The 18,666-nt window shown below is 68.5% G+C and carries 16 protein-coding genes; 11 read left to right on the top strand and 5 right to left on the bottom strand.

What is annotated here, in order from left to right; genetic code table 11:
- From Q0O97_RS13740 to Q0O97_RS13725, 4 genes are all read left to right on the top strand, one after another.
- Positions 1–769 (top strand): ABC transporter ATP-binding protein (locus Q0O97_RS13740; RefSeq protein WP_294930371.1); only part of this gene is annotated, 769 nt, incomplete at its 5' end.
- A complete protein-coding gene (locus Q0O97_RS13735) occupies positions 769–1,326 on the top strand; it encodes a histidine phosphatase family protein (RefSeq protein WP_294930368.1) in 558 nt (185 codons plus the stop codon). The genes Q0O97_RS13740 and Q0O97_RS13735, both read left to right, overlap by 1 nt.
- Positions 1,327–1,986 carry a pyridoxal 5'-phosphate synthase gene (locus Q0O97_RS13730; RefSeq protein ID WP_294930366.1) on the top strand — a complete coding sequence of 220 codons (660 nt, stop codon included), beginning with the start codon at positions 1,327–1,329 and terminating at the stop codon, positions 1,984–1,986.
- 106 nt (positions 1,987–2,092) lie between these two features.
- Positions 2,093–3,583 carry an inorganic phosphate transporter gene (locus Q0O97_RS13725; RefSeq protein WP_294930363.1) on the top strand — a complete coding sequence of 497 codons (1,491 nt, stop codon included), beginning with the start codon at positions 2,093–2,095 and terminating at the stop codon, positions 3,581–3,583.
- Here Q0O97_RS13725 and Q0O97_RS13720 read toward each other — a convergent pair.
- From Q0O97_RS13720 to Q0O97_RS13705, 4 genes are all read right to left on the bottom strand, one after another.
- Positions 3,580–4,524, bottom strand: a complete 945-nt coding sequence (locus Q0O97_RS13720; protein WP_294930360.1) for an allophanate hydrolase — start codon at positions 4,522–4,524, stop codon at positions 3,580–3,582. The genes Q0O97_RS13725 and Q0O97_RS13720 overlap by 4 nt on opposite strands.
- Positions 4,521–5,216, bottom strand: a complete 696-nt coding sequence (locus Q0O97_RS13715; RefSeq protein WP_294930357.1) for an allophanate hydrolase subunit 1 — start codon at positions 5,214–5,216, stop codon at positions 4,521–4,523. Before Q0O97_RS13715 ends, Q0O97_RS13720 begins: the two co-directional genes overlap by 4 nt.
- 17 nt (positions 5,217–5,233) lie before the next feature.
- Positions 5,234–5,995 (bottom strand): 5-oxoprolinase subunit PxpA, encoded by a 762-nt coding sequence (locus Q0O97_RS13710; protein WP_294930353.1) that lies wholly within the window; start codon positions 5,993–5,995, stop codon positions 5,234–5,236.
- A 77-nt stretch (positions 5,996–6,072) separates the two neighbouring features.
- Entirely contained in the window at positions 6,073–6,519 is a 447-nt protein-coding gene (locus Q0O97_RS13705; RefSeq protein ID WP_294930350.1) for a YtoQ family protein, read from the bottom strand.
- Between the two features lie 356 nt (positions 6,520–6,875).
- Here Q0O97_RS13705 and Q0O97_RS13700 point away from each other — a divergent pair, with 356 nt between their 5' ends.
- The 3 genes from Q0O97_RS13700 to Q0O97_RS13690 all read left to right on the top strand — a co-directional run bounded on the left by Q0O97_RS13700 (position 6,876) and on the right by Q0O97_RS13690 (position 11,343).
- Entirely contained in the window at positions 6,876–9,227 is a 2,352-nt protein-coding gene (locus Q0O97_RS13700; RefSeq protein ID WP_294930346.1) for a multicopper oxidase domain-containing protein, read from the top strand.
- Positions 9,228–9,288: 61 nt separating this feature from the next.
- Positions 9,289–10,278 (top strand): serine protease, encoded by a 990-nt coding sequence (locus Q0O97_RS13695; protein WP_294930343.1) that lies wholly within the window; start codon positions 9,289–9,291, stop codon positions 10,276–10,278.
- Positions 10,279–10,299: 21 nt separating this feature from the next.
- On the top strand, positions 10,300–11,343 hold the full coding sequence (locus tag Q0O97_RS13690; RefSeq protein WP_294930341.1) for a trypsin-like peptidase domain-containing protein: 1,044 nt from the start codon (positions 10,300–10,302) through the stop codon (positions 11,341–11,343).
- Positions 11,344–11,517: 174 nt separating this feature from the next.
- On the opposite strand, the gene Q0O97_RS13685 is transcribed toward Q0O97_RS13690, so the two are convergent.
- Positions 11,518–13,017, bottom strand: a complete 1,500-nt coding sequence (locus Q0O97_RS13685; protein WP_294930338.1) for a catalase — start codon at positions 13,015–13,017, stop codon at positions 11,518–11,520.
- 188 nt (positions 13,018–13,205) lie between these two features.
- Here Q0O97_RS13685 and Q0O97_RS13680 point away from each other — a divergent pair, with 188 nt between their 5' ends.
- From Q0O97_RS13680 to Q0O97_RS13665, 4 genes are all read left to right on the top strand, one after another.
- Positions 13,206–14,411 (top strand): efflux RND transporter periplasmic adaptor subunit, encoded by a 1,206-nt coding sequence (locus Q0O97_RS13680; RefSeq protein WP_294930335.1) that lies wholly within the window; start codon positions 13,206–13,208, stop codon positions 14,409–14,411.
- Positions 14,412–14,413: 2 nt separating this feature from the next.
- On the top strand, positions 14,414–16,390 hold the full coding sequence (locus Q0O97_RS13675; protein WP_294930332.1) for a MacB family efflux pump subunit: 1,977 nt from the start codon (positions 14,414–14,416) through the stop codon (positions 16,388–16,390).
- An 85-nt stretch (positions 16,391–16,475) separates the two neighbouring features.
- On the top strand, positions 16,476–18,182 hold the full coding sequence (gene ade / locus Q0O97_RS13670) for an adenine deaminase (RefSeq protein ID WP_294930329.1): 1,707 nt from the start codon (positions 16,476–16,478) through the stop codon (positions 18,180–18,182).
- Between the two features lie 62 nt (positions 18,183–18,244).
- Positions 18,245–18,538 (top strand): alkylphosphonate utilization protein, encoded by a 294-nt coding sequence (locus Q0O97_RS13665; RefSeq protein ID WP_294930326.1) that lies wholly within the window; start codon positions 18,245–18,247, stop codon positions 18,536–18,538.
- The last annotated feature ends 128 nt before the right edge of the window (positions 18,539–18,666 follow it).

The raw sequence follows: 18,666 nt of genomic DNA, 5'->3' as shown, positions 1-18,666 counted from the left end.
GCATATGTCGGTGCGCCGCAACGTGGCCTTCGGGCTTGAGGAACGCCGGATGCCCGCGCGCGAGATCGCGCCGAAGGTCGAGGCCGCGCTGGAAACCGTGGGCCTGTTGCACCTGGCCGACCGGATGCCCGCGCAGCTTTCGGGCGGGCAGCAGCAGCGCGTGGCGCTGGCCCGCACCATCGCCATCCAGCCGCAGGTGCTGCTGCTGGACGAGCCGCTGTCGAATCTCGACGCGGCCTTGCGGGTGCAGATGCGGCGCGAGTTGCTGGCCTTGCAGCGCAAGCTGGGGCTGACGACGATCTTCGTGACCCATGACCAGGAGGAGGCGAACACCACCTCGGACCGGATGGCGGTGCTGGACAAGGGCGTGATCCAGCAGATCGGCACGCCGCAGCAGCTTTACGACCATCCGGCGAATGCCTTCGTCGCGGGGTTCCTGGGCACCGCGAACATCCTGAAAGGCGCCATGCAGGGCGCGGATTTCGTCACCGCAGCCGGCCAGCGCCTGCCCGTCGCCACGCCGGTCGCGGGCGCGAACCGTATCGTGCTGCGCCCGCAGAACATTCGCATCGCGGGATCAGGCGGCGAGATCGCGGGCAAGGTCTCGCATCGTGAATTCCTGGGCAGCCAGATCCGCTATCTGGTCGAGACGCCGGATGGCCGGATCATCGTGGACACGCTGCATACCTTCGGCCAGCCCCCTTACGATGAGGGCGCGGCGGTGTCGCTGTCCATCGACAGCGGCAGCGCGCCCCTGCTGGCCGACTGATGGCCGAGCTTTGGTTCATCCGCCATTTCCGCACGCCGTGGAACAGCGAAGGCCGCTTGCAGGGCCAGCGCGACATTGCGCTGGACGATCCGATGGGCGCAGAGGACATGGCCACGCTTGCCGCCAACCGCCGGGCGCTGGCGGGGCGGGATTTCGCGCTGGTGCTGAGTTCTCCGCTGGGGCGCGCGCGCCATACGGCGGCGCTGCACGGGTTTCCCGCCGCCGAGCCAGACCCCGACCTGGCCGAGATCGCCTTTGGCGACTGGGAAGGCCGCACCTGGGCCGATCTGGAGGCCGCCCATCCCGGCCTGTGGCAAAGCGCGCCGCACCGGCTGGCCCTGGGCGAGACATTCGCCGATTTCACCGCCCGGATCATGCGCATCCGCCAGCGGGTGCTGGCCGCGCCGGGGCCGGTGCTGGCCTTCGGGCATGGCGCATGGCTGGGCGGTTTGCGGCTGGTGCTGGACGGGGGCGAGGGGATGCCCCGGCAGGCGCTTGGCAATGGCGAACTGGTCAGGCTGGACCTGACGGAACGCGAAAAAATCAAGGGGGGATAGATGAGCGAATCCGACACAAGGCAACGCCTGCGCGACCTGAAGGCGCTGGAAGGCCCGTTCGATCCCGTCGATTTCGGCACGGCCCCCGACAACCCGCAGGCGCTGTTCCTGAACTGGCTGGACACCGCCATCGCGGCGGGAATCGCCGAGCCGCATGCGATGACGCTCTCCACCATCGACGCGCAGGGCCATCCCGACGCGCGGGTGCTGATCCTGAAGAACGTGGACAGCCGCGGCTGGCATTTCGCCATCAGCGCCGTCAGCCCCAAGGGGCGGCAGGTTGCGGCCAATCCCGCCGTCGCGCTGACCTTCTACTGGCAGAAGCTGGGCCGCCAGGTGCGCATCCGTGGCCGCGCCCTGGCGCTGGATGCGGACGAATGCGCGCAGGATTTCCTGGCCCGCTCGGTCGATGCGCGCGCCAATGTGCTGCTGGAACGGCAAAGCGCGCCGCTGGACGCGCGCCCTTCGGTCGCCGAGGCGATGCGCGATGCCCGCGCCCGCATCGACGCCGATCCCGATCTGGTGTCGCCCGTCTGGCAAGCCTATGCCGTCGCCCCCGAAACGGTCGAGTTCTGGCAGGGCGCCACCGACCGGCTGCACGACCGGCTGATCTTTCGGCGCAACGGGGCGGGATGGGACCGGGAACTGCTCTGGCCCTGACCGGCGGAGTTGCGACAGTTGCGGAAATGTGACGGCTTTATGACAGACCGGGCTTGATCTGCCGCCGAAACCTTCCTAGCACCCGCGGGACAAGAGAAGGCGGACCATGTCAGACACAGATCTTGAAGCCCGGCATCTGGAAACCCTGGACCGCGACCTTGGCCGTTTCGCCAAGCTGGAGATGGCGGCGGCCTATGTCTCGCGCCCGCTGGTCGCGCCGGGAATCGCCTTCGTCTTCATCGCCATCGCGGGGCTGGCGGCGGCGATGCTGCTGGGCGGCAACAGCCAGGTCCTGATCGTCGCGGCGGCGGCGGTCTTCGGGGCCTATATGGCGCTGAACATCGGCGCCAACGATGTCGCCAACAACATGGGTCCCGCCGTGGGCGCGAATGCGCTGAGCATGGGCGGGGCCATCGCCATCGCGGCGATCTTTGAAAGCGCGGGGGCGCTGATCGCCGGGGGCGACGTGGTGTCCACCATCGCGACGGGGATCGTCGCGCCCGATACGCTGGACACGCCGATCCTGTTCATCTGGGCGATGATGGCGGCGCTCTTGGCCTCGGCGCTGTGGATCAACCTTGCGACATGGATCGGCGCGCCGGTTTCCACGACCCATGCGGTGGTGGGGGGCGTCGTCGGCGCGGGCATCGCCGCCGCCGGTTTCGGCGCGGTGAACTGGGCGCAACTGGCGACCATCGCGGCAAGCTGGGTGATCTCGCCCCTGCTGGGCGGGGTCGCGGCGGCGGCGTTTCTGTGGTTCATCAAGGCCCGCATCGTCTATCGCGACGACAAGATCGCGGCGGCGCGCATCTGGGTGCCGGTGCTGGTCGGCGTCATGGCCGGCACCTTCGCGACCTACCTGATGATGAAGGGGCTGAAGCAGTTGATCGCCGTTCCGATGGGCATGGCGCTGCTGATCGGGGTGGCCGTCGGGCTGGCTGGCTGGCTGACGATGATCCCGGTCATCCGCCGCCAGTCGCGGGGGCTTGAGAACCGCAACAAGTCGCTCAAGGTGCTGTTCGGGATCCCGCTGGTCGTCTCGGCGGCGCTGCTCAGCTTTGCGCATGGGGCCAATGACGTGGCCAATGCGGTCGGGCCGCTGGCGGCGATCGTCCAGACCTCGCAGACCGGGAATTTCGGCGATGCGGTCGCGATCCCGCTGTGGGTGATGCTGATCGGGGCCTTCGGGATTTCCTTTGGCCTGTGCCTGTTCGGTCCCAAGCTGATCCGCATGGTCGGCAACCAGATCACCAAGCTGAACCCGATGCGCGCCTATTGCGTATCGCTGTCGGCGGCGATCACGGTCATCCTGGCAAGCTGGCTGGGGCTGCCGGTCAGCTCGACCCATATCGCCATCGGCGCGATCTTCGGCGTCGGCTTTTTCCGCGAATGGGACGCCGAGCGGCGGCTGAAGCTGGCACGGCTGGCGCTGCCGGATGCCGAATCCATCCCCGCCGACGAACGCAGCCGCCGCAAGCTGGTGCGCCGCTCGCATGTGCTGACCATCGGGGCGGCATGGATCGTCACCGTGCCCGCCGCCGCGATCCTGTCGGCGATCCTGTTCCTGCTGCTGCGCCAGATCCCGGTCGCGGGTTAGGCGACCGACGCGGCGAGGGCCGTGAGATAGGCCCGCGCGGCCACCGAGGCGCTGCGGGCGATGCGCACCGCCTGCCGGGGTCCGACCGGCTGGAAGGTCAGGCCCGCGCGCGGGCGCAGTTGCACGAAGGCGTCGAGGTCGCAATCCAGCACGGTCGCGATCTTGGGATAGCCGCCGGTCGTCTGGTGATCGGCCAGCAGCACCGTCGCAACCCCGTCCCCCGCAACCTGGACCGAGCCGCGCAGGATCGGCTCGGACGGGATGTCCAGCGCGCCTTCGGGGGCGATGGCGGGACCGGCAAGGCGCACGCCCATGCGGTCCCATGCATCGGTCATCCGCCACGGGCCGGCCAGGAAATCCGCGACCGTTCGGGGCGCGAAGAACCGCTGTTGCGGCCCCATCGTCACGCGCAGCGTGGTCCTGGGGCGGGCGATGACGGGGCAGGGGATGGCGCGTCCGGGGCGTGGCTGCGCATCCCTGATCCGCAGGCGCTGGCCGGTGGCGATGCGCCCGCCGCCAAGCCCCGACAGCGCATGGGTCGAGGCGCTGCCCAGCCATTCCCCGCATTCCAGCGACCCGGCGAATGCCAGATAGCACCAGCTTCCCCAATGGCCGGGACGGATCGCCAACCGCTCGCCCGCGCGCAGGGTCGCGACCTGCCACGACCCGCCCTTGCGTCCGGCGTGATCGGTGATGAAGCCGCCGCCCGCCACGGCAAGGCCAAGGCTGCCCGACAGGCATTCCAGCACCAGCCCACCCAGCGAGACCTCGATCCCCGGCGCGCCGGGCGGGTTGCCAAGCGCAAGGTTGGCCGCAGCGAAGGCCAGCCGGTCCAGCGGCCCCGAGCCGGGCACGCCGTAGCGCATCATGCCGGGCCGCCCCCCGTCCTGGACCGAGGCATGGGGACCGGCGAAGCGGACCAGCAGTTCGGCCCCGCTCATGCCCGCACCTGCGTGTCGAAATCGGCGCGGGCGATGCGGCGGAAGCGCACGCGGTCGCCGACGTCGAACAGAAAGGGCCGGTCCTGGCAGCCGGTCAGGATGCGGGTGGCCGCGCGTCCGATGATCCACCAGCCCGTCGGCATGGTGACGGTCGAGACAAGGCATTGCGGCCCCGCGATCAGCACGCTGCCCGCCGGAATGCCGCGAATGGCGGCGGGCTTGCGCGGCATGCGGATCGGCTGCGGCACGCCCGCCAGATAGGCGTATCCGGGCGCGAAGCCATACATGAAGACCTCGTATTCCCCCGCCAGATGCGCGGCGGCGACCTGATCGGGCGTCATCCCGGCGGCCTGCGCCACCGCGGCCAGATCGGGGGCAAGGTCGGGGTCGTAGCAGACCTGCACCTCATGCGTGCGGGGCGCGGCGGTCGTCGCGGCGGGCCGTGCCAGCAGTTGCCGCGCCGCCCGTTCCGCCGCCGCGTGGTCGCATTGCAGCGGGTCGAAGCGGATCATCAGCCCCGCATAGGCGGGCACGGATTCCAGGAAGCCGCCAAAGGGCGCCGCCGCCAGCGCCCGGTCGAGGTGCATCACCCGGTCGTGGATGGCGCGGTCGATGCGCTCGCCGAACTCGACCAGCAGCCCATGCTCGGCAACCGGGGTGAAGGCGGGGAAGCTGCGTTCGGACAGGTTCATGCCACGTCTGCCGCCCGTCAGGGTTGCAGAAAGGGGGCAAGGGCGATGCCCGCCGCCTCAAGCCGCGCACGGATCCCGCGCGCCATGTCCAGCGCGCCGGGCGTGTCGCCGTGAAGGCAGATCGAATCCGCCGCAAGCGCGACGGGATCGCCGCCAGCGACCTCGATCCGCCCGGTTTCCAGAAAGCGGATCAGCCGCGCGGTGGCCCGGTCCGGGTCGTGCAGCACCGCGCCGGGCTGCGAGCGTGGCATCAGCCGCCCGTTTGGCAGATAGGCGCGGTCGGCGAAGATCTCGGGGAAGACCCGCAGCCCCGCCGCGCGGGCGGCATCGTCCAGCGCACCGCCGGAAATCGCCAGCACCGCCAGATCGCCGGGCAGGGCGGCCACGGCCGCCACGATGGCGTCGGCCACCGTCCGGTCGTCGGCGGACAGGTTGCCAAGCGCGCCATGCGGCTTGACATAGCGCACCGTCGCCCCGGCCAGCGCGGCGACGCCTTGCAACGCGCCGACCTGCGCGGCCACCATGCGCGCGATCTGGCCGGGCTGCATCGGGATGACCCTGCGGCCAAAGCCCTCGCGGTCGGCATAGCCGGGATGGGCGCCGATCACCACGCCGCGCCGGGCGGCGCCTTGCAGGGTCTGGAACATGGTTTCCGGGTCGCTGGCATGGCCGCCGCAGGCGATATTGGCCGAGGTCACGATGTCCAGCAGCGACGCATCGTCGCCCATGACCCAGGGACCATAGCTTTCGCCCATATCGGCATTCAGGTCGATCTTCATCCCGGCCCCCCTTCGGCCCGGCGATGGAACACGGCTTTGCCGCCGCTGTCCAGAGGAGGCGGGCCAGAGCGTGGGGATCAGGGCAGTTGGCCGGTCAGGACATAGCGCAGGATCTGGACGACCTGCCGGGGGTCCTCGGCCACGGCAAGGGCGGCGGCATCGACCTCTTTCAGCGCATGCTGGTGGTCCGGCCCGTGGACCACGATCAGCGACTTGCCAAGCGCCGAGGCCACGCCCGCGTCGAAGGCCGCATTCCATTGGCGGTATTTCTCGCCAAAGCGGACGACGACGACATCGGCCTGCTCGATCCCCCGGCGGGTGCGGATGGCGTTCAGCCTGGCGCCCTTGTGGTCGTGCCAGAACCTGCTGTCCTCGGCCCCCAGGATGGCGGCCCCGCAATCGTCGCTGGCGTCGTGATCCGTCACCGGGCTGTCGAAGCTGACGTCGAGGTCGCTGGCGCCCCGGATGATCTGGTCGCGCCAGTCGGTATGGATTTCACCCGAGAGATAAACCTTCAACGTCATGGCCGCTTTCCTTCCTGCCTTGGGGCTTGCTGTGTCCCCGCCAGCATAGGTGAGCGGCGCCGGTGCCTGCAAGCCGCCGTCCCTTTTGCGCGCAACCGGCAGACAAATATTAATTATTGCGAATCTGCTCACGTTTATGTTATATAAAACCTCCGACACAGTTCCTTTTTTGCCGAAAATGACTGCCTTCCGAAAATCGGGTGCCTCGACCCGGCTGAATTGTCGTGCCCGGACCGATCCTCCGATCCGCCTTTGATTCCATCACCCCCGCGGCAAGGACGGAATTGTTGCGCCAATTCCCGTTTGGGCCGGCCGCGCAATTACCGCGCGCCGGTATTGCGAAGGAGGGTCAACAGATGCAACTGAAACGATTTGCACGGCTTTGCCCGCCGCTGGCGCTTGCCGCGCTATGGGCGGCGGGGGCGCAGGGGCAGGGGATAACCAATCCGCCACCCCTGATAATGGACGGCGACCGCAGCGCGGCCGCGGGGCTTGTCCTCGAGGCGGCGGGCCGCACCGCGCGCACCGTCGCGCGTGAAAGCGATCCGGGCGCGAGGCTGGAGCTGCGGCTGAAGAAGGTCGAGATCCGCAACCCCGTCCGGGGCGCGATGGATACCGTCTGGCTGCGCGGCTATGTCGACCTGGAACGCCAGGACCGCCGCAGCGCGGGGGGCGAGCCGCCCGCCGATGCCCACCTGACCGTCCCCCTGATCGAGGCCGAGCCGGGCAAGACCGTGCGCATCGACCTTTACAACCGCATGGTGCCCTGGGACCAGCTTCCCCCCGACAGCCAGGCCGGGCTTTCCGCCGACGGCATGTCCGGGGAACTTTACGGCAAGCTGATTTCGGCGCAGGAATGCGACCATGACGCGGACGGGGCGCCGGGCATGAACGATCCCAACGCCCATCCCGGTTGCTTCAACGTCACCAACAACCACTTTCACGGCGGCTGGGTAAATCCCGCCGGAAACAGCGACAACGTGCTGCGCATGCTCTATCCCGCGTGGGAATTCGCGCATGAATACGAATACAACATTCCCGCCGATCATCCCGCCGGGACGTTCTGGTATCACCCCCATGTCCACGGCTCGACCGCGATCCAGGTTGCCAGCGGCATGGCCGGGGCGCTGATCGTGCGCGGCGACCGCTGGCCCGAACCGGCGGGGGACGAGGGCGATTTCCGCGCGGGCGATATCGACGTGCTTTTGCGCAGGCCCGACCAGACCTCGATCCCCGACCGCGTTTTCCTGCTGCAACAGGTCCAATACAAGTGCTTTACCACCGACGGCACGCCCAAGGACGACCCGTGGAACTGCGAGGCAGGCGACATCGGCGCCATCGCCGACCTTGGCAACATGGGCGGGCCGAACTGGAACAACTCGGGGCGCTTCACCACCGTCAACGGCCATGTGGCCGAGGTTCTGGGCGTGGGCAGCGATGCCCAGGGTCCGGTCGTCGCGGGCCAGCCCGAACGCTGGCGCTTCATCCATGCGGGGTTCAGCGACACGATCAAGGTGCAGGTCTTTCCCGCCGTATCCGGCGAGTCGCCTGCCGATGCGTTCCGCACCGCCTCGGCCCAGGAAACCGAGGGCGTGATCGAGCGCACCTGCAACATCGACCAGGCCGCCAGCGACGAAACCGCCCTTGAGTTGTTCGAGATCGCTGCCGACGGGCTGACCCGCGTGCAGGCGCGGGGCTTCAAGTCGCGCAGCTTGCAGCCGGGCTATCGCAGCGATCTGCTGCTGTCCTTTCCCCAACCGCCCGAGGGCCGGGCCGTCCAGGAATATTGCGTGATCGCGATGCCCCTGAACCCCGATGAAAGCGTCGAAGGATCGGTCGAGCGCAAGCGGCTGCTGTTCACCGTCTCGGTCCAGCGCGCCGAGGGCGACGTGCCCGATGCAAGGACCGCGATCCGCGACATGATGGTGCGCGCGGCCTTGCAGGGCGCGGCGGATCGGGTGCAGGCGGGCGAGGACGTCTCGCTTATGCCGGCGATCCTGACGGGGCTGTTCGCCGACCTGAGGCTGGACCACTTCTCGCCCCACGATTCGCTGGTGGGGGATTCCGCCGGTGAACAGGAAGCCGATTGGGAACGGCTGAGCAATGTCCGGGTGCTGCGGTTCAACCGCACGGATTCGGTGCAGGCGGACGACCCGGCCGGGCCGGTGGGCGAAGGCATCGGCCATATCCGTCTTTCCCGCGTGGAATACGAGACCGCGGCGGGCGATGATGCGATGACCGCCCCCGTGCCCGCCGCCCTGCTGGACGATTTCGGGGATTTCCGTTTCAGCAAGCGGGCGGATGAGCTGATCGCGCTGCAACTGGGTGATACCGACGAATGGCGCTTGCGGGTTGCGGACGGTCCGGCGCATGGCGCGCATCCCTTCCACATCCACGTCAATCCCTTTCAGGTGGTGCGGGTGACCCGGCTTTCCAGCGGCGAGGACCTGACCGAGGACCCAGAGTCGCAATATTTCGGCATGAAGGGCGTCTTCAAGGACACGATCATGGTCGAGCCGGACGCCGAGATCGTCATCCGCTCGCATTATGAACGCTATGTCGGGCGCTTCGTGCTGCATTGCCACATCCTGGCGCATGAGGATGCCGGGATGATGCGGCTGGTCGAGATCTTCGAGCCGGGGCTGCCCGGCGGGCTGGACAGGATCGACCGGCTGGCCGCGACCGAAATCGCCGGTCACGGCCACTGACATGCCCTTGCGCCCGGCCCCTTGCACGGGGCCGGGCGTGCAGATGGGAAAGGACCGATCCATGCTGAAACGAGACGGCACCGCCGCCCGGCAGTTGCGCGACCAGGTGCAGGCATTGCGCGACAGCGACCCCGACCTGGTGCGCGCGATCGAGCGCGAATTCGGCGTGCAACCCGCGCCCCTGCCGGGGCTGGACCCCGCCGCGCCGCTGCCGCCGGGCGGGATATGGGAAGGGGGCGCCCCCGAAATGGTGATGCAGGCCATCATCTGGCGCAAGGGCCGCCCGGCGCTTGCGGTCAGGGGCGGCAGCTTCGATCCCGCCGACCCCGACGACCCCGAGGCCAGCGTGCTTCTGGACCGCCTGGAAGGCGCCCGCGCCCGGCTGGAACCCCTGATCCCCGCCGTGGGCCGGATCGAGGTCGAGGGCAATGCCGAGGGCGAACTGGCCGGGACCGGCTGGCTGGTGGCGCCGGAAATCGTCGTGACCAATGCCCATGTCGCCCAGAAATTCGCGATGCGCTTCGGGGCGGGCTATCGCTTCCGGGCCTCGGTCCTGGGCGATGGCCGCCAGAGCGCGCGGATCGACTTTCTGGCCGAGGCGGGCAGCGACTGCGCCGACGAGATTGCAATCCGTGAAATCCTGTGGATCGCGCCCGACGGCCAGCCCGACATCGCGCTGCTGGGGCTGGAGCGGGCGGCGAAGGCACCCCCGATCCCCCTGGCCGAGGACTCGCCGCAGGCGGGCACCCATGTCGCCGCCGTCGGCTATCCCGTGCGCGACGGCGAATATCCCGATCCGGCGCTGATGGATGCGATCTTCCAGGGGCTTTACACCCATAAATGCCTGTCGCCGGGGATGGTGCGCGGATCAACGGGCAGCGTCATGCACGATTGCAGCACGTTGCGGGGGAACTCCGGCTCTCCGGTCATCGACATGGGGAGCGGGCTGGCCGTCGGGCTGCATTTCCTGGGCGGCAGGCTTCAGGGCGACAATTACGCCGTGCCCGCCCATGTCCTGTCCGACCGGCTGGCCGGGCTGCAACTGATCTGAACGCGCAGGAAGGAGCATCCCATGACCCCCCGCATCCCTGTCGAACAGCCCGACGGTTCGGTCGTGATGCCGTCCTTCATGCGCATGACCAATGGCGGCGGCTCGCTGGAATCGGTGCCGGGCTTCGTCCACCAGCGCGCCATCGCCGACCGTTTCGACAAGGTGCGCCTGCCGGTCCCGCCGGGGTTGGGCACGGAAAGCCATCCCCCCGTTCCCCATCCCGCCGCCGCGCTGAGGGCGTGGCTGGGCACTTCCCCCGCCGCGCTGGGTTCGATCCTGCCCTTGCTGCTGCAAGGCCCGCAGCCCGGCGCGGGGCTGGAGACCGTGCATGGCGTCGACGACCGCGTGAAGGTGCCCGACACCGCGCTGATCCCGTGGCGCTGCATCTGCCATTTGCAGATCATCTTCGAGAACGGCAGCCAAGGCTATGGCACCGGCTGGCTGGCCGGTCCCCACACGGTCGTCACCGCCGCCCATTGCCTGTGCGATCCGCGCACCGGGTTGCGCGCGGCCGAGGTCCGGGTGACGCCGGGCCGCGACGGCGGCATCGGTCCCTACGGCCAGTTCGTCAGCGAGGATTTCGCCACCGCCCCCGGCTGGCCCGACGATGCGGCAGGCGCCTGCGATATCGGCGCGGTCAGCCTGCAAGCCCATGCCACGGGCATGTTCGGCGATGGCGTGGGCGAAAGGCTGGGCTATTTCGGTTTCGCCCATTTTCCCGATGCCCGGCTGGACATGCTGCTGGTCAACAACTCGGGCTATCCGTTCGAGGCCGCCAAGCCCTTCGCCACCCAATGGTTCAACGGCGGCAGGATCCGGGGCGTCGAAAGGGACCACGTCACCTACATGATCGACACCGAGGGCGGGCAGAGCGGCAGCCCGGTCTTTTTCTACGATGCCGATGCCGACCAGCGCCTGGTCATCGCGGTCCATTGCGTGGGCTATTACCCCAACCGCGGCGTGCGGATCACGCGGGCGGTGTTCGACATGCTGCGCGGCTGGTCCGAGAACCCGCCGAAAGGACGGCTGGGCGCGAGGGGGCGGAGCAGATCGCGCAAGGGATAGGGGTCGTTTTGGGTATTTGGGTGATGAAGAAAGACCCGCCTTTCCGCGCCGGGGCGATCGCCGCGATGGCGGGGCGGGTTTGGGCCTGCCCTTTGCCGAGGTGGGTCTGACCCCGGCAAGGTCCGGTGCGGGCGGCGAAGGGGTCGTCGCCCGACCGAAGGGCCACCGAAGGGCCTATGCCTCGCCCATGCCCTGGGCGGGCTTGCCTGCGCTGCCTGCGCGGACCTTGGCCTCGATCCGGCCGCCGACGCCGGGGTCGATGCTTTTCCAATAGTCGATGGCGCGGGTCAGGACCGGCTCGCGCACGCCGTCGAGCAGGCTGCCCGCGACCTGATCGACCAGCGCGGCCCTTTGCGGGTCGTCCATGACCTCGCGCACCAGCGCGCCCGGCTGGCTGAAGTCGTCGTCGTCCTGGCGCAGGGTATAGGCGCTGCGCACCATCGTTCCGTCGGCTTCCCAGCCGTCGTCCACCGGGCCGGTTTCGTCCGCCCAGGGGCGTCCGCCGCTGTTGGGGACATAGACCGGCGCATTGCCGCTGTGGTGATAGGCCATCTGGCCGTCGAACATGTATGTGTTCACCGGCACCTTGGGCTGGTTCACCGGCAACTGGTGGAAGTTCGTCCCGATCCGGTTCCTTTGCGCATCGTTATAGGCGAAGGCGCGGCCCAGCAGCATCTTGTCGGGCGAAAGGCCGATGCCGGGCACGGTATTACCGGGGGAAAACGCCGCCTGCTCGATCTGGGCGAAGAAGTTTTCGGGGTTGCGGTTCAGCACCATCCGGCCCACCCGGTGCAGCGGATAATCGGCATGGGGCCATGTCTTGGTCAGGTCGAACGGGTTGATGCGGTAGGTCCTGGCCTCTTCGTAGGGCATGACCTGGACCGAGAGGATCCAGCCCGGATGATTGCCCCGCGCGATCGCGTCGAACAGGTCGCGGCGGTGGAAATCGGCGTCCTGGCCGGACATGGCCGAGGCTTCGTCATTGGTGAAGAACGCCATGCCCTGTTCGGTGTGGAAGTGGTATTTGACCCAGAATTTTTCCCCCTGCGCATTCACCCACATATAGGTGTGCGAGCCGTAGCCGTTCATGTTCCGCCATGTCCGGGGCAGGCCGCGCTGGCCCATCAGATAGGTGACCTGATGCGCCGATTCCGGGTTGTTGGTCCAGAAGTCCCATTGCATGTGGTTGTCGCGCAGCCCCGAATCCGGCAGGCGTTTCTGGCTGCGGATGAAATGGGGGAACTTCATCGGGTCGCGCACGAAAAAGACCGGGGTGTTGTTGCCGACCAGGTCGTAATTGCCCTGGGACGTGTAGAACTTGAGGCTGAAGCCGCGCACGTCGCGCCAGGTGTCGGGGCTGCCCATCTCGCCCGCCACGGTCGAGAAACGCGCCAGCACCTCGGTCTGCGCGCCCTTCTGGAACAGCGCGGCCTTGGTCCAGGCCGAGACGTCCTCGGTCGTCTCGAAGGTGCCGAAGGCGCCGGCGCCCTTGGCGTGGGGCTGGCGTTCGGGCACCTTCTCGCGGTTGAAATGCGCCATCTGTTCCAGGAAATGCACGTCATGCAAAAGGATCGGGCCGTCCGGGCCGATGGTCAGCGAGTTGCGGTCGCTGACCGCAGGGGCGCCCGCGCCGGTGGTCGAGTGGGCCTTGGGGGAATTGCCTTGATCTGTCATGGATACCTCCTGGCAGTCTGGGGGGCCGGGCCGTCGGCCCGAGTGATGCGGGCCATGTTACCCGGCCCTGCACATGATGCAATCGTCGTGATGCCCCCTGCGCCCTCGCGCCGCGCCTATTGGCTTTTCGTTTACCTTCCATCATCTAAAGCGGCCTTGCTGTTGTCCCGACCGGATGTTGGTTTGAAATGAAAAGAAGAACTTGGGTTGTCCTGCTGGCCGCCGCGCTTCTGGCGGTGGGCGCCTGGCACTACATGGCGGGGGGCGGGCAGGGCGCGCAGGCGCCCGCGGTCATGACCGCCCCGGTCACGCGCGGCGATATCGAGGAAACCGTGCTGGCCGAGGGCACGCTGCGCCCGCGCCGCCTGGTGGCGGTGGGCGCGCAGGTGTCGGGGCGCATCCTGTCGGTCGATGTCACGGCGGGCCAGCAGGTCAGGGCGGGCGACCCGATCGCGGAAATCGATTCGATCACCCAGGTCAACGCCCTGCGCAACGCCGAGGCCGCGCTGGCCAACGTCCTGGCCCAACGCACCGCGAAAGAGGCCGAACTGGCCCAGTTCCGCCGCGTCGAGGAACGCCAGCGCCGGATGCTGCAATCGCGCACCGTCTCGCAGGCCGATTACGACGCGGCCGAGCAGGCCGTCGCGGTGGCGCAGGCGCAGATCGACGCGCTGGAGGCGCAGATCGAACAGGCCGAGGTCGCCATCGAGACCGCGCGCGCCAATGTCGATTACACCCGCATCACCGCGCCCATCGACGGCACTGTTCTGGCCGTCGTCAGCCAGGAGGGCCAGACCGTCAACGCCGTGCAATCCGCCCCCACCATCGTCGTTTTGGGCCAGTTGGACGAGATGACCGTCCGCGCCCAGATCTCGGAAGCCGACATTACCCGCGTCGCGGAAGGCCAGCCGGTCTGGTTCACCGTGCTGGGCAATACCGAACGCCGGTTCGAGGGACAGTTGCAGATGATCGAGCCTGCCCCCGAATCCATCGTCAACGACAGCGCCGTCACCGGCACGGCGGGGACCTCGACCACCAGCACGGCGATCTATTACAATGCCAATTTCGACATCCCGAACGCGGACGGCCACCTGCGCACCTACATGACCGCGCAGGTCCATATCGTGACCGGGCGCGCGGCCGATGCGCTGCTGGTGCCTGTCGCCGGCCTTGGCGAGCGCGCGCCGGGCGGCGGCCACCATGTGCGCGTCCAGACCCCCGGCGGCGGGATCGAGACGCGCGAGGTCCGCATCGGCCTGAACGACCGCAACCGGGCCGAGGTTCTGGAGGGCCTGTCCGAGGGCGAGCGGGTCGTCACCGGCGGATCGGACGCCATGCCCGGTGCCCCGGCGCAGGGCGCGGGACGGCGGACGCGCTCGCCGATGGGGTTCTAGCGATGGTTTCGCAGGAACCGCCCCTGATCGAACTGCGCGGCATAAGGCGCGACTATCCCTCGGGGGAAGGCGTGGTCTCGGTCCTGCGCGACGTGGACCTGACCATCCGGCGGGGCGAGTTCGTGGCCATCGTCGGGGCCTCGGGGTCGGGGAAATCGACGCTGATGAACATCCTCGGCTGCCTGGACCGGCCAAGCGCGGGCAGTTACCGCATCGCCGGGCGCGAAACCGGCAATCTCGACCCCGACGACCTGGCCGCGTTGCGGCGCGAGACCTTCGGCTTCATCTTCCAGCGTTATCACCTGCTGGCCGAGGTGAACGCGCTGGCCAATGTCGAGATCCCCGCCATCTATGCGGGCGAGGCCCCCGCCGACCGCCGCCAGCGCGCCGCGCGTATCCTGGAGCGGCTGGGGATGGGCGAGCGGGTGGACCATAGGCCCGGCCAGCTTTCGGGCGGCCAGCAACAGCGCGTTTCCATCGCGCGGGCGCTGATGAACGATGCCAGCGTCATCCTGGCCGACGAACCCACCGGCGCGCTGGACAGCCAGAGCGGCCAGCAGGTCCTTGAAATCCTGGACGAAATCCATGCCGAAGGGCGCACGGTCGTCATCGTCACCCATGACATGGGCATCGCCGAACGCGCCCAGAGGATCATCGAAATCAAGGACGGCCAGATCATCGCCGACCGACCCACCGGCGCGCGGCTGGCCGCGCCCGTCCCTGCGTCGCAGCAGGCCGCTGTTCCGCGCGGGAAAGGGCGGGGCTGGCTTTCGGGCCTTGGCTCGCGCCTGTCCGAGGCGCTGCGCATGGCCCTGCTGTCGATGTGGGCGCACAAGCTGCGCAGCTTCCTGACGATGCTGGGGATCATCATCGGCATCGCCTCGGTCGTGTCGGTGGTGGCGCTGGGGCGCGGATCGCAAGAGCAGGTGCTGGCCAATATATCCAGCCTCGGCACGAATACGCTGGAAATCTATCCGGGCCGGGACTTCGGCGACCGGCGCTCGGGGCGGATCACGACGCTGGTGGCCAGCGATGCCGATGCGCTGGCCTTGCAGCCCTATGTCGCGGCGGTCACGCCCTCGGTATCCACCAGCGCCACCGTCCGTCACGGGGCCGAAGCGGTGAATGCCCAGATCAACGGCGTCGGCGCAGGCTATTTCGACGCCACCGGCACGACCATCGCCGCCGGGCGCGTCTTTGGCGAGGGTGCCCTGCGCGACCTGGCGCAAGAGGTGGTGATCGACGAAAACACCCGCAACAGCCTGTTTCCCGCAGCCGACGACGATCCCGTCGGGCAGGTCATCCTTGCCGACAACGTCATGCTGCGCATCGTCGGCGTGGCGAGCGTGCCGCAATGGGGTCCGGGCGGCGGGCAGAACCTGACGCTGTTCGTTCCCTACACCACCGCGCAGGCGCGTTTCCTGGGGTCCAGCATCCTTGGCGGCATCACCGTCCGCGTCGCCGACGACGTGGACATGGGCCTTGCCGAACAGGCGGTCACGCGGCTGCTGATCCAGCGCCACGGGACGCAGGATTTCTTCATCCGAAACACCGATGCGATCCGGCAGACGATCACCGCGACGACGCAGACGATGGCGCTGCTGATCTCGGCCATCGCGGTGATTTCGCTGATGGTGGGGGGGATCGGGGTGATGAACATCATGCTGGTCTCGGTGTCTGAGCGCGTGTCCGAGATCGGCGTGCGCATGGCCGTCGGCGCGCGGCAATCCGACATCATGCAGCAATTCCTGATCGAGGCGGTGCTGGTCTGCCTGATCGGCGGCGTGCTTGGCGTGGCGGCGGCGCTTGGCTTCGGGCTGGCCTTCGGGGCGCTGAACACCAGTTTCAACCTGTCCTATTCGGGCGTGTCGGTGGTGGCGGCGCTGGTCAGTTCGACCGCGATCGGGATTGGTTTCGGCTTCCTGCCCGCCCGCAGCGCCTCGCGGCTGGACCCGGTGGTGGCGTTGACCAAGGGGTGAGGGGGACCAAGGGATGAGCGGGGCTTCCGGCGGGTGGGATTTGCGCTAAGCTGGGCCGATCCGCCGGAACAGCAAGGACCCGACCATGACGCCCCGCCAGCAACTGGAAAAACGAATCGCGCAGGCGCGGGGGGATGCGCCCGCCGATCTGGTGCTGAAGGGCGGGCAGGTCTTCGATCTGGTCACCGGTGCGATGCTGCCGGGCGATGTGGCGATCTGCGGCGACCGGATCGTGGGCACCTGCGCCGAATATCGCGGGACGCGGGAAATCGACGTGTCCGGGCTGGTGCTGGTGCCCGGCTTCATCGACACCCACCTGCATGTCGAAAGCAGCCTGATCACGCCGCACGAGTTCGACCGCTGCGTGACCCCGCGCGGCGTCACCACCGCCATCTGCGACCCGCATGAGATCGCCAATGTCATCGGCACGGAGGGCATCCGCTGGTTCCAGCAGGCGTCGCAGCATCTGCTGATGGACCTGCGCGTGCAACTGTCGTCCTGCGTGCCCTCGACCGAGATGGAGACCTCGGGCGCGCGGATCGAGGCCGCCGATCTGGCGGCGCTGCGCGGCCATCCCTCGGGGATCGGGCTGGCCGAGATGATGAACTATCCCGGCGTCGTGGGCCGTGATCCGGGCGTGCTGGACAAGCTGGCACTGTTTAAGGGCGGCCATATAGACGGCCATTGCCCGCAGTTGTCGGGGCGCGACCTGAACGCCTATATCGCCGCCGGCATCCGCACCGAACACGAGGCCACAACCGCCGCCGAGGCGCTGGAAAAGCTGCGCAAGGGGATGCGGGTGCTGATCCGCGAGGGATCCGTCAGCAAGGATCTGGACGCGCTGCAACCGATCCTGACGGATGCGGCCAGCGCCTGGGTCTGCCTTTGCACCGACGACCGCAACCCGCTGGATATCGCCGAATACGGGCATCTGGACCATATGATCCGGCGGCTGATCGAACTGGGGACGACGCCGCTGGCGGCTTATCGCGCGGCCTCGATCTCGGGGGCCGAGGCGTTCGGGCTGAAGGATCGCGGGCTGATCGCGCCCGGCCTGCGCGCCGATATCGTGGCGGTGGACGGGCTGGTGGGCTGCCATGCCCAGCTTGTGCTGGCGGGCGGGCGCGTGGTCGATGACGCCGCCTTTGCCGCGCGGGGGCAGGTGGCGCCGGTCGGGCGCGGCTCGGTCAGGGCGCCGAAGGTGGGACCTGCGGATTTCCGCACCCCGGCCAACCGCAGCCAGACCGACGTGATCGGGATCGTCGAGGGCAAGATCATCACCGAACACCTGCACGAGGATATCCCCATCGCCAACGGCGACAAGCGCCCCGATCCCGCGCGCGACCTGATGCGCATCGCCGTGATCGAGCGTCATGGGCAGAACGGCAACATCGCCACCGGCTTCGTGCGCGGCTTCGGGATGCAGGCGGGGGCCATCGGCTCGACCCTGTGCCACGACCACCACAACATTGCGGTGGTGGGGGCCGATTACGATGACATGGCGCTGGCCGCGAACCGCCTGCGCGAGATCGAGGGCGGTTTCGTCGTCGCCCGCGCGGGCCGGGTGCTGGCGGAATTGCCCCTGCCGATCGCCGGGCTGATGAGCCTGGAGCCTTTTGAATCGGTGCGCGAACGCCTGACCGCCCTGCGCGAGGCGGCCCGCAGCCTTGGCGTGGTGCTGGAGGAGCCGTTCCTGCAACTGGCATTCCTGGCCCTGCCGGTCATCCCCGCGCTGAAGATCACCGACCGCGGCATGGTCGATGTCGAACGGTTCGAGATCATCGCGCGCTAGGCCGCGCTTGCCTTTCCCCGCCCTGCGGCCGATAGCTGGCGAAGCAGCAAGGAGACAGGCCGATGAGCGCGGATGAAGACTATGTCTATGACGAGGAAAGCGGCGAATGGCGTCCCGCTTCCGAAATGGCGGCGGCGGCGCGGCAGGTGGTGGTCGATGCCTCGGGCAACGAACTGGCCGACGGCGATTCGGTCGTGCTGGTCAAGGACCTGAAGGTCAAGGGCGCGGGCCAGACGCTGAAGCAGGGCACCGTCATCCGTTCCATCCGGCTGACCGAAAACCCCGAAGAAATCGACTGCCGCCACGATACGATCCGGGGGCTGGTCCTGCGCACCGAATTCGTGCGCAAACGCTGAGGCGGGCCTGCGGCGGGTTGTGGCCTTTCGCCGGGCCTTGGCGCCGTGCTAAGGTCCGGCCAGCCACGGGGCGCGCGTCCCGACAGCCAGACATTCAGGCGGCCCGGACATTCAGGTGGCGGTGCCCG

Origin of the sequence: uncultured Paracoccus sp., assembly GCF_945915435.1 — a bacterium.
In the GTDB taxonomy this organism is placed as follows: domain Bacteria; phylum Pseudomonadota; class Alphaproteobacteria; order Rhodobacterales; family Rhodobacteraceae; genus Paracoccus.
This window is presented reverse-complemented; position numbering and strand designations above follow the sequence as displayed.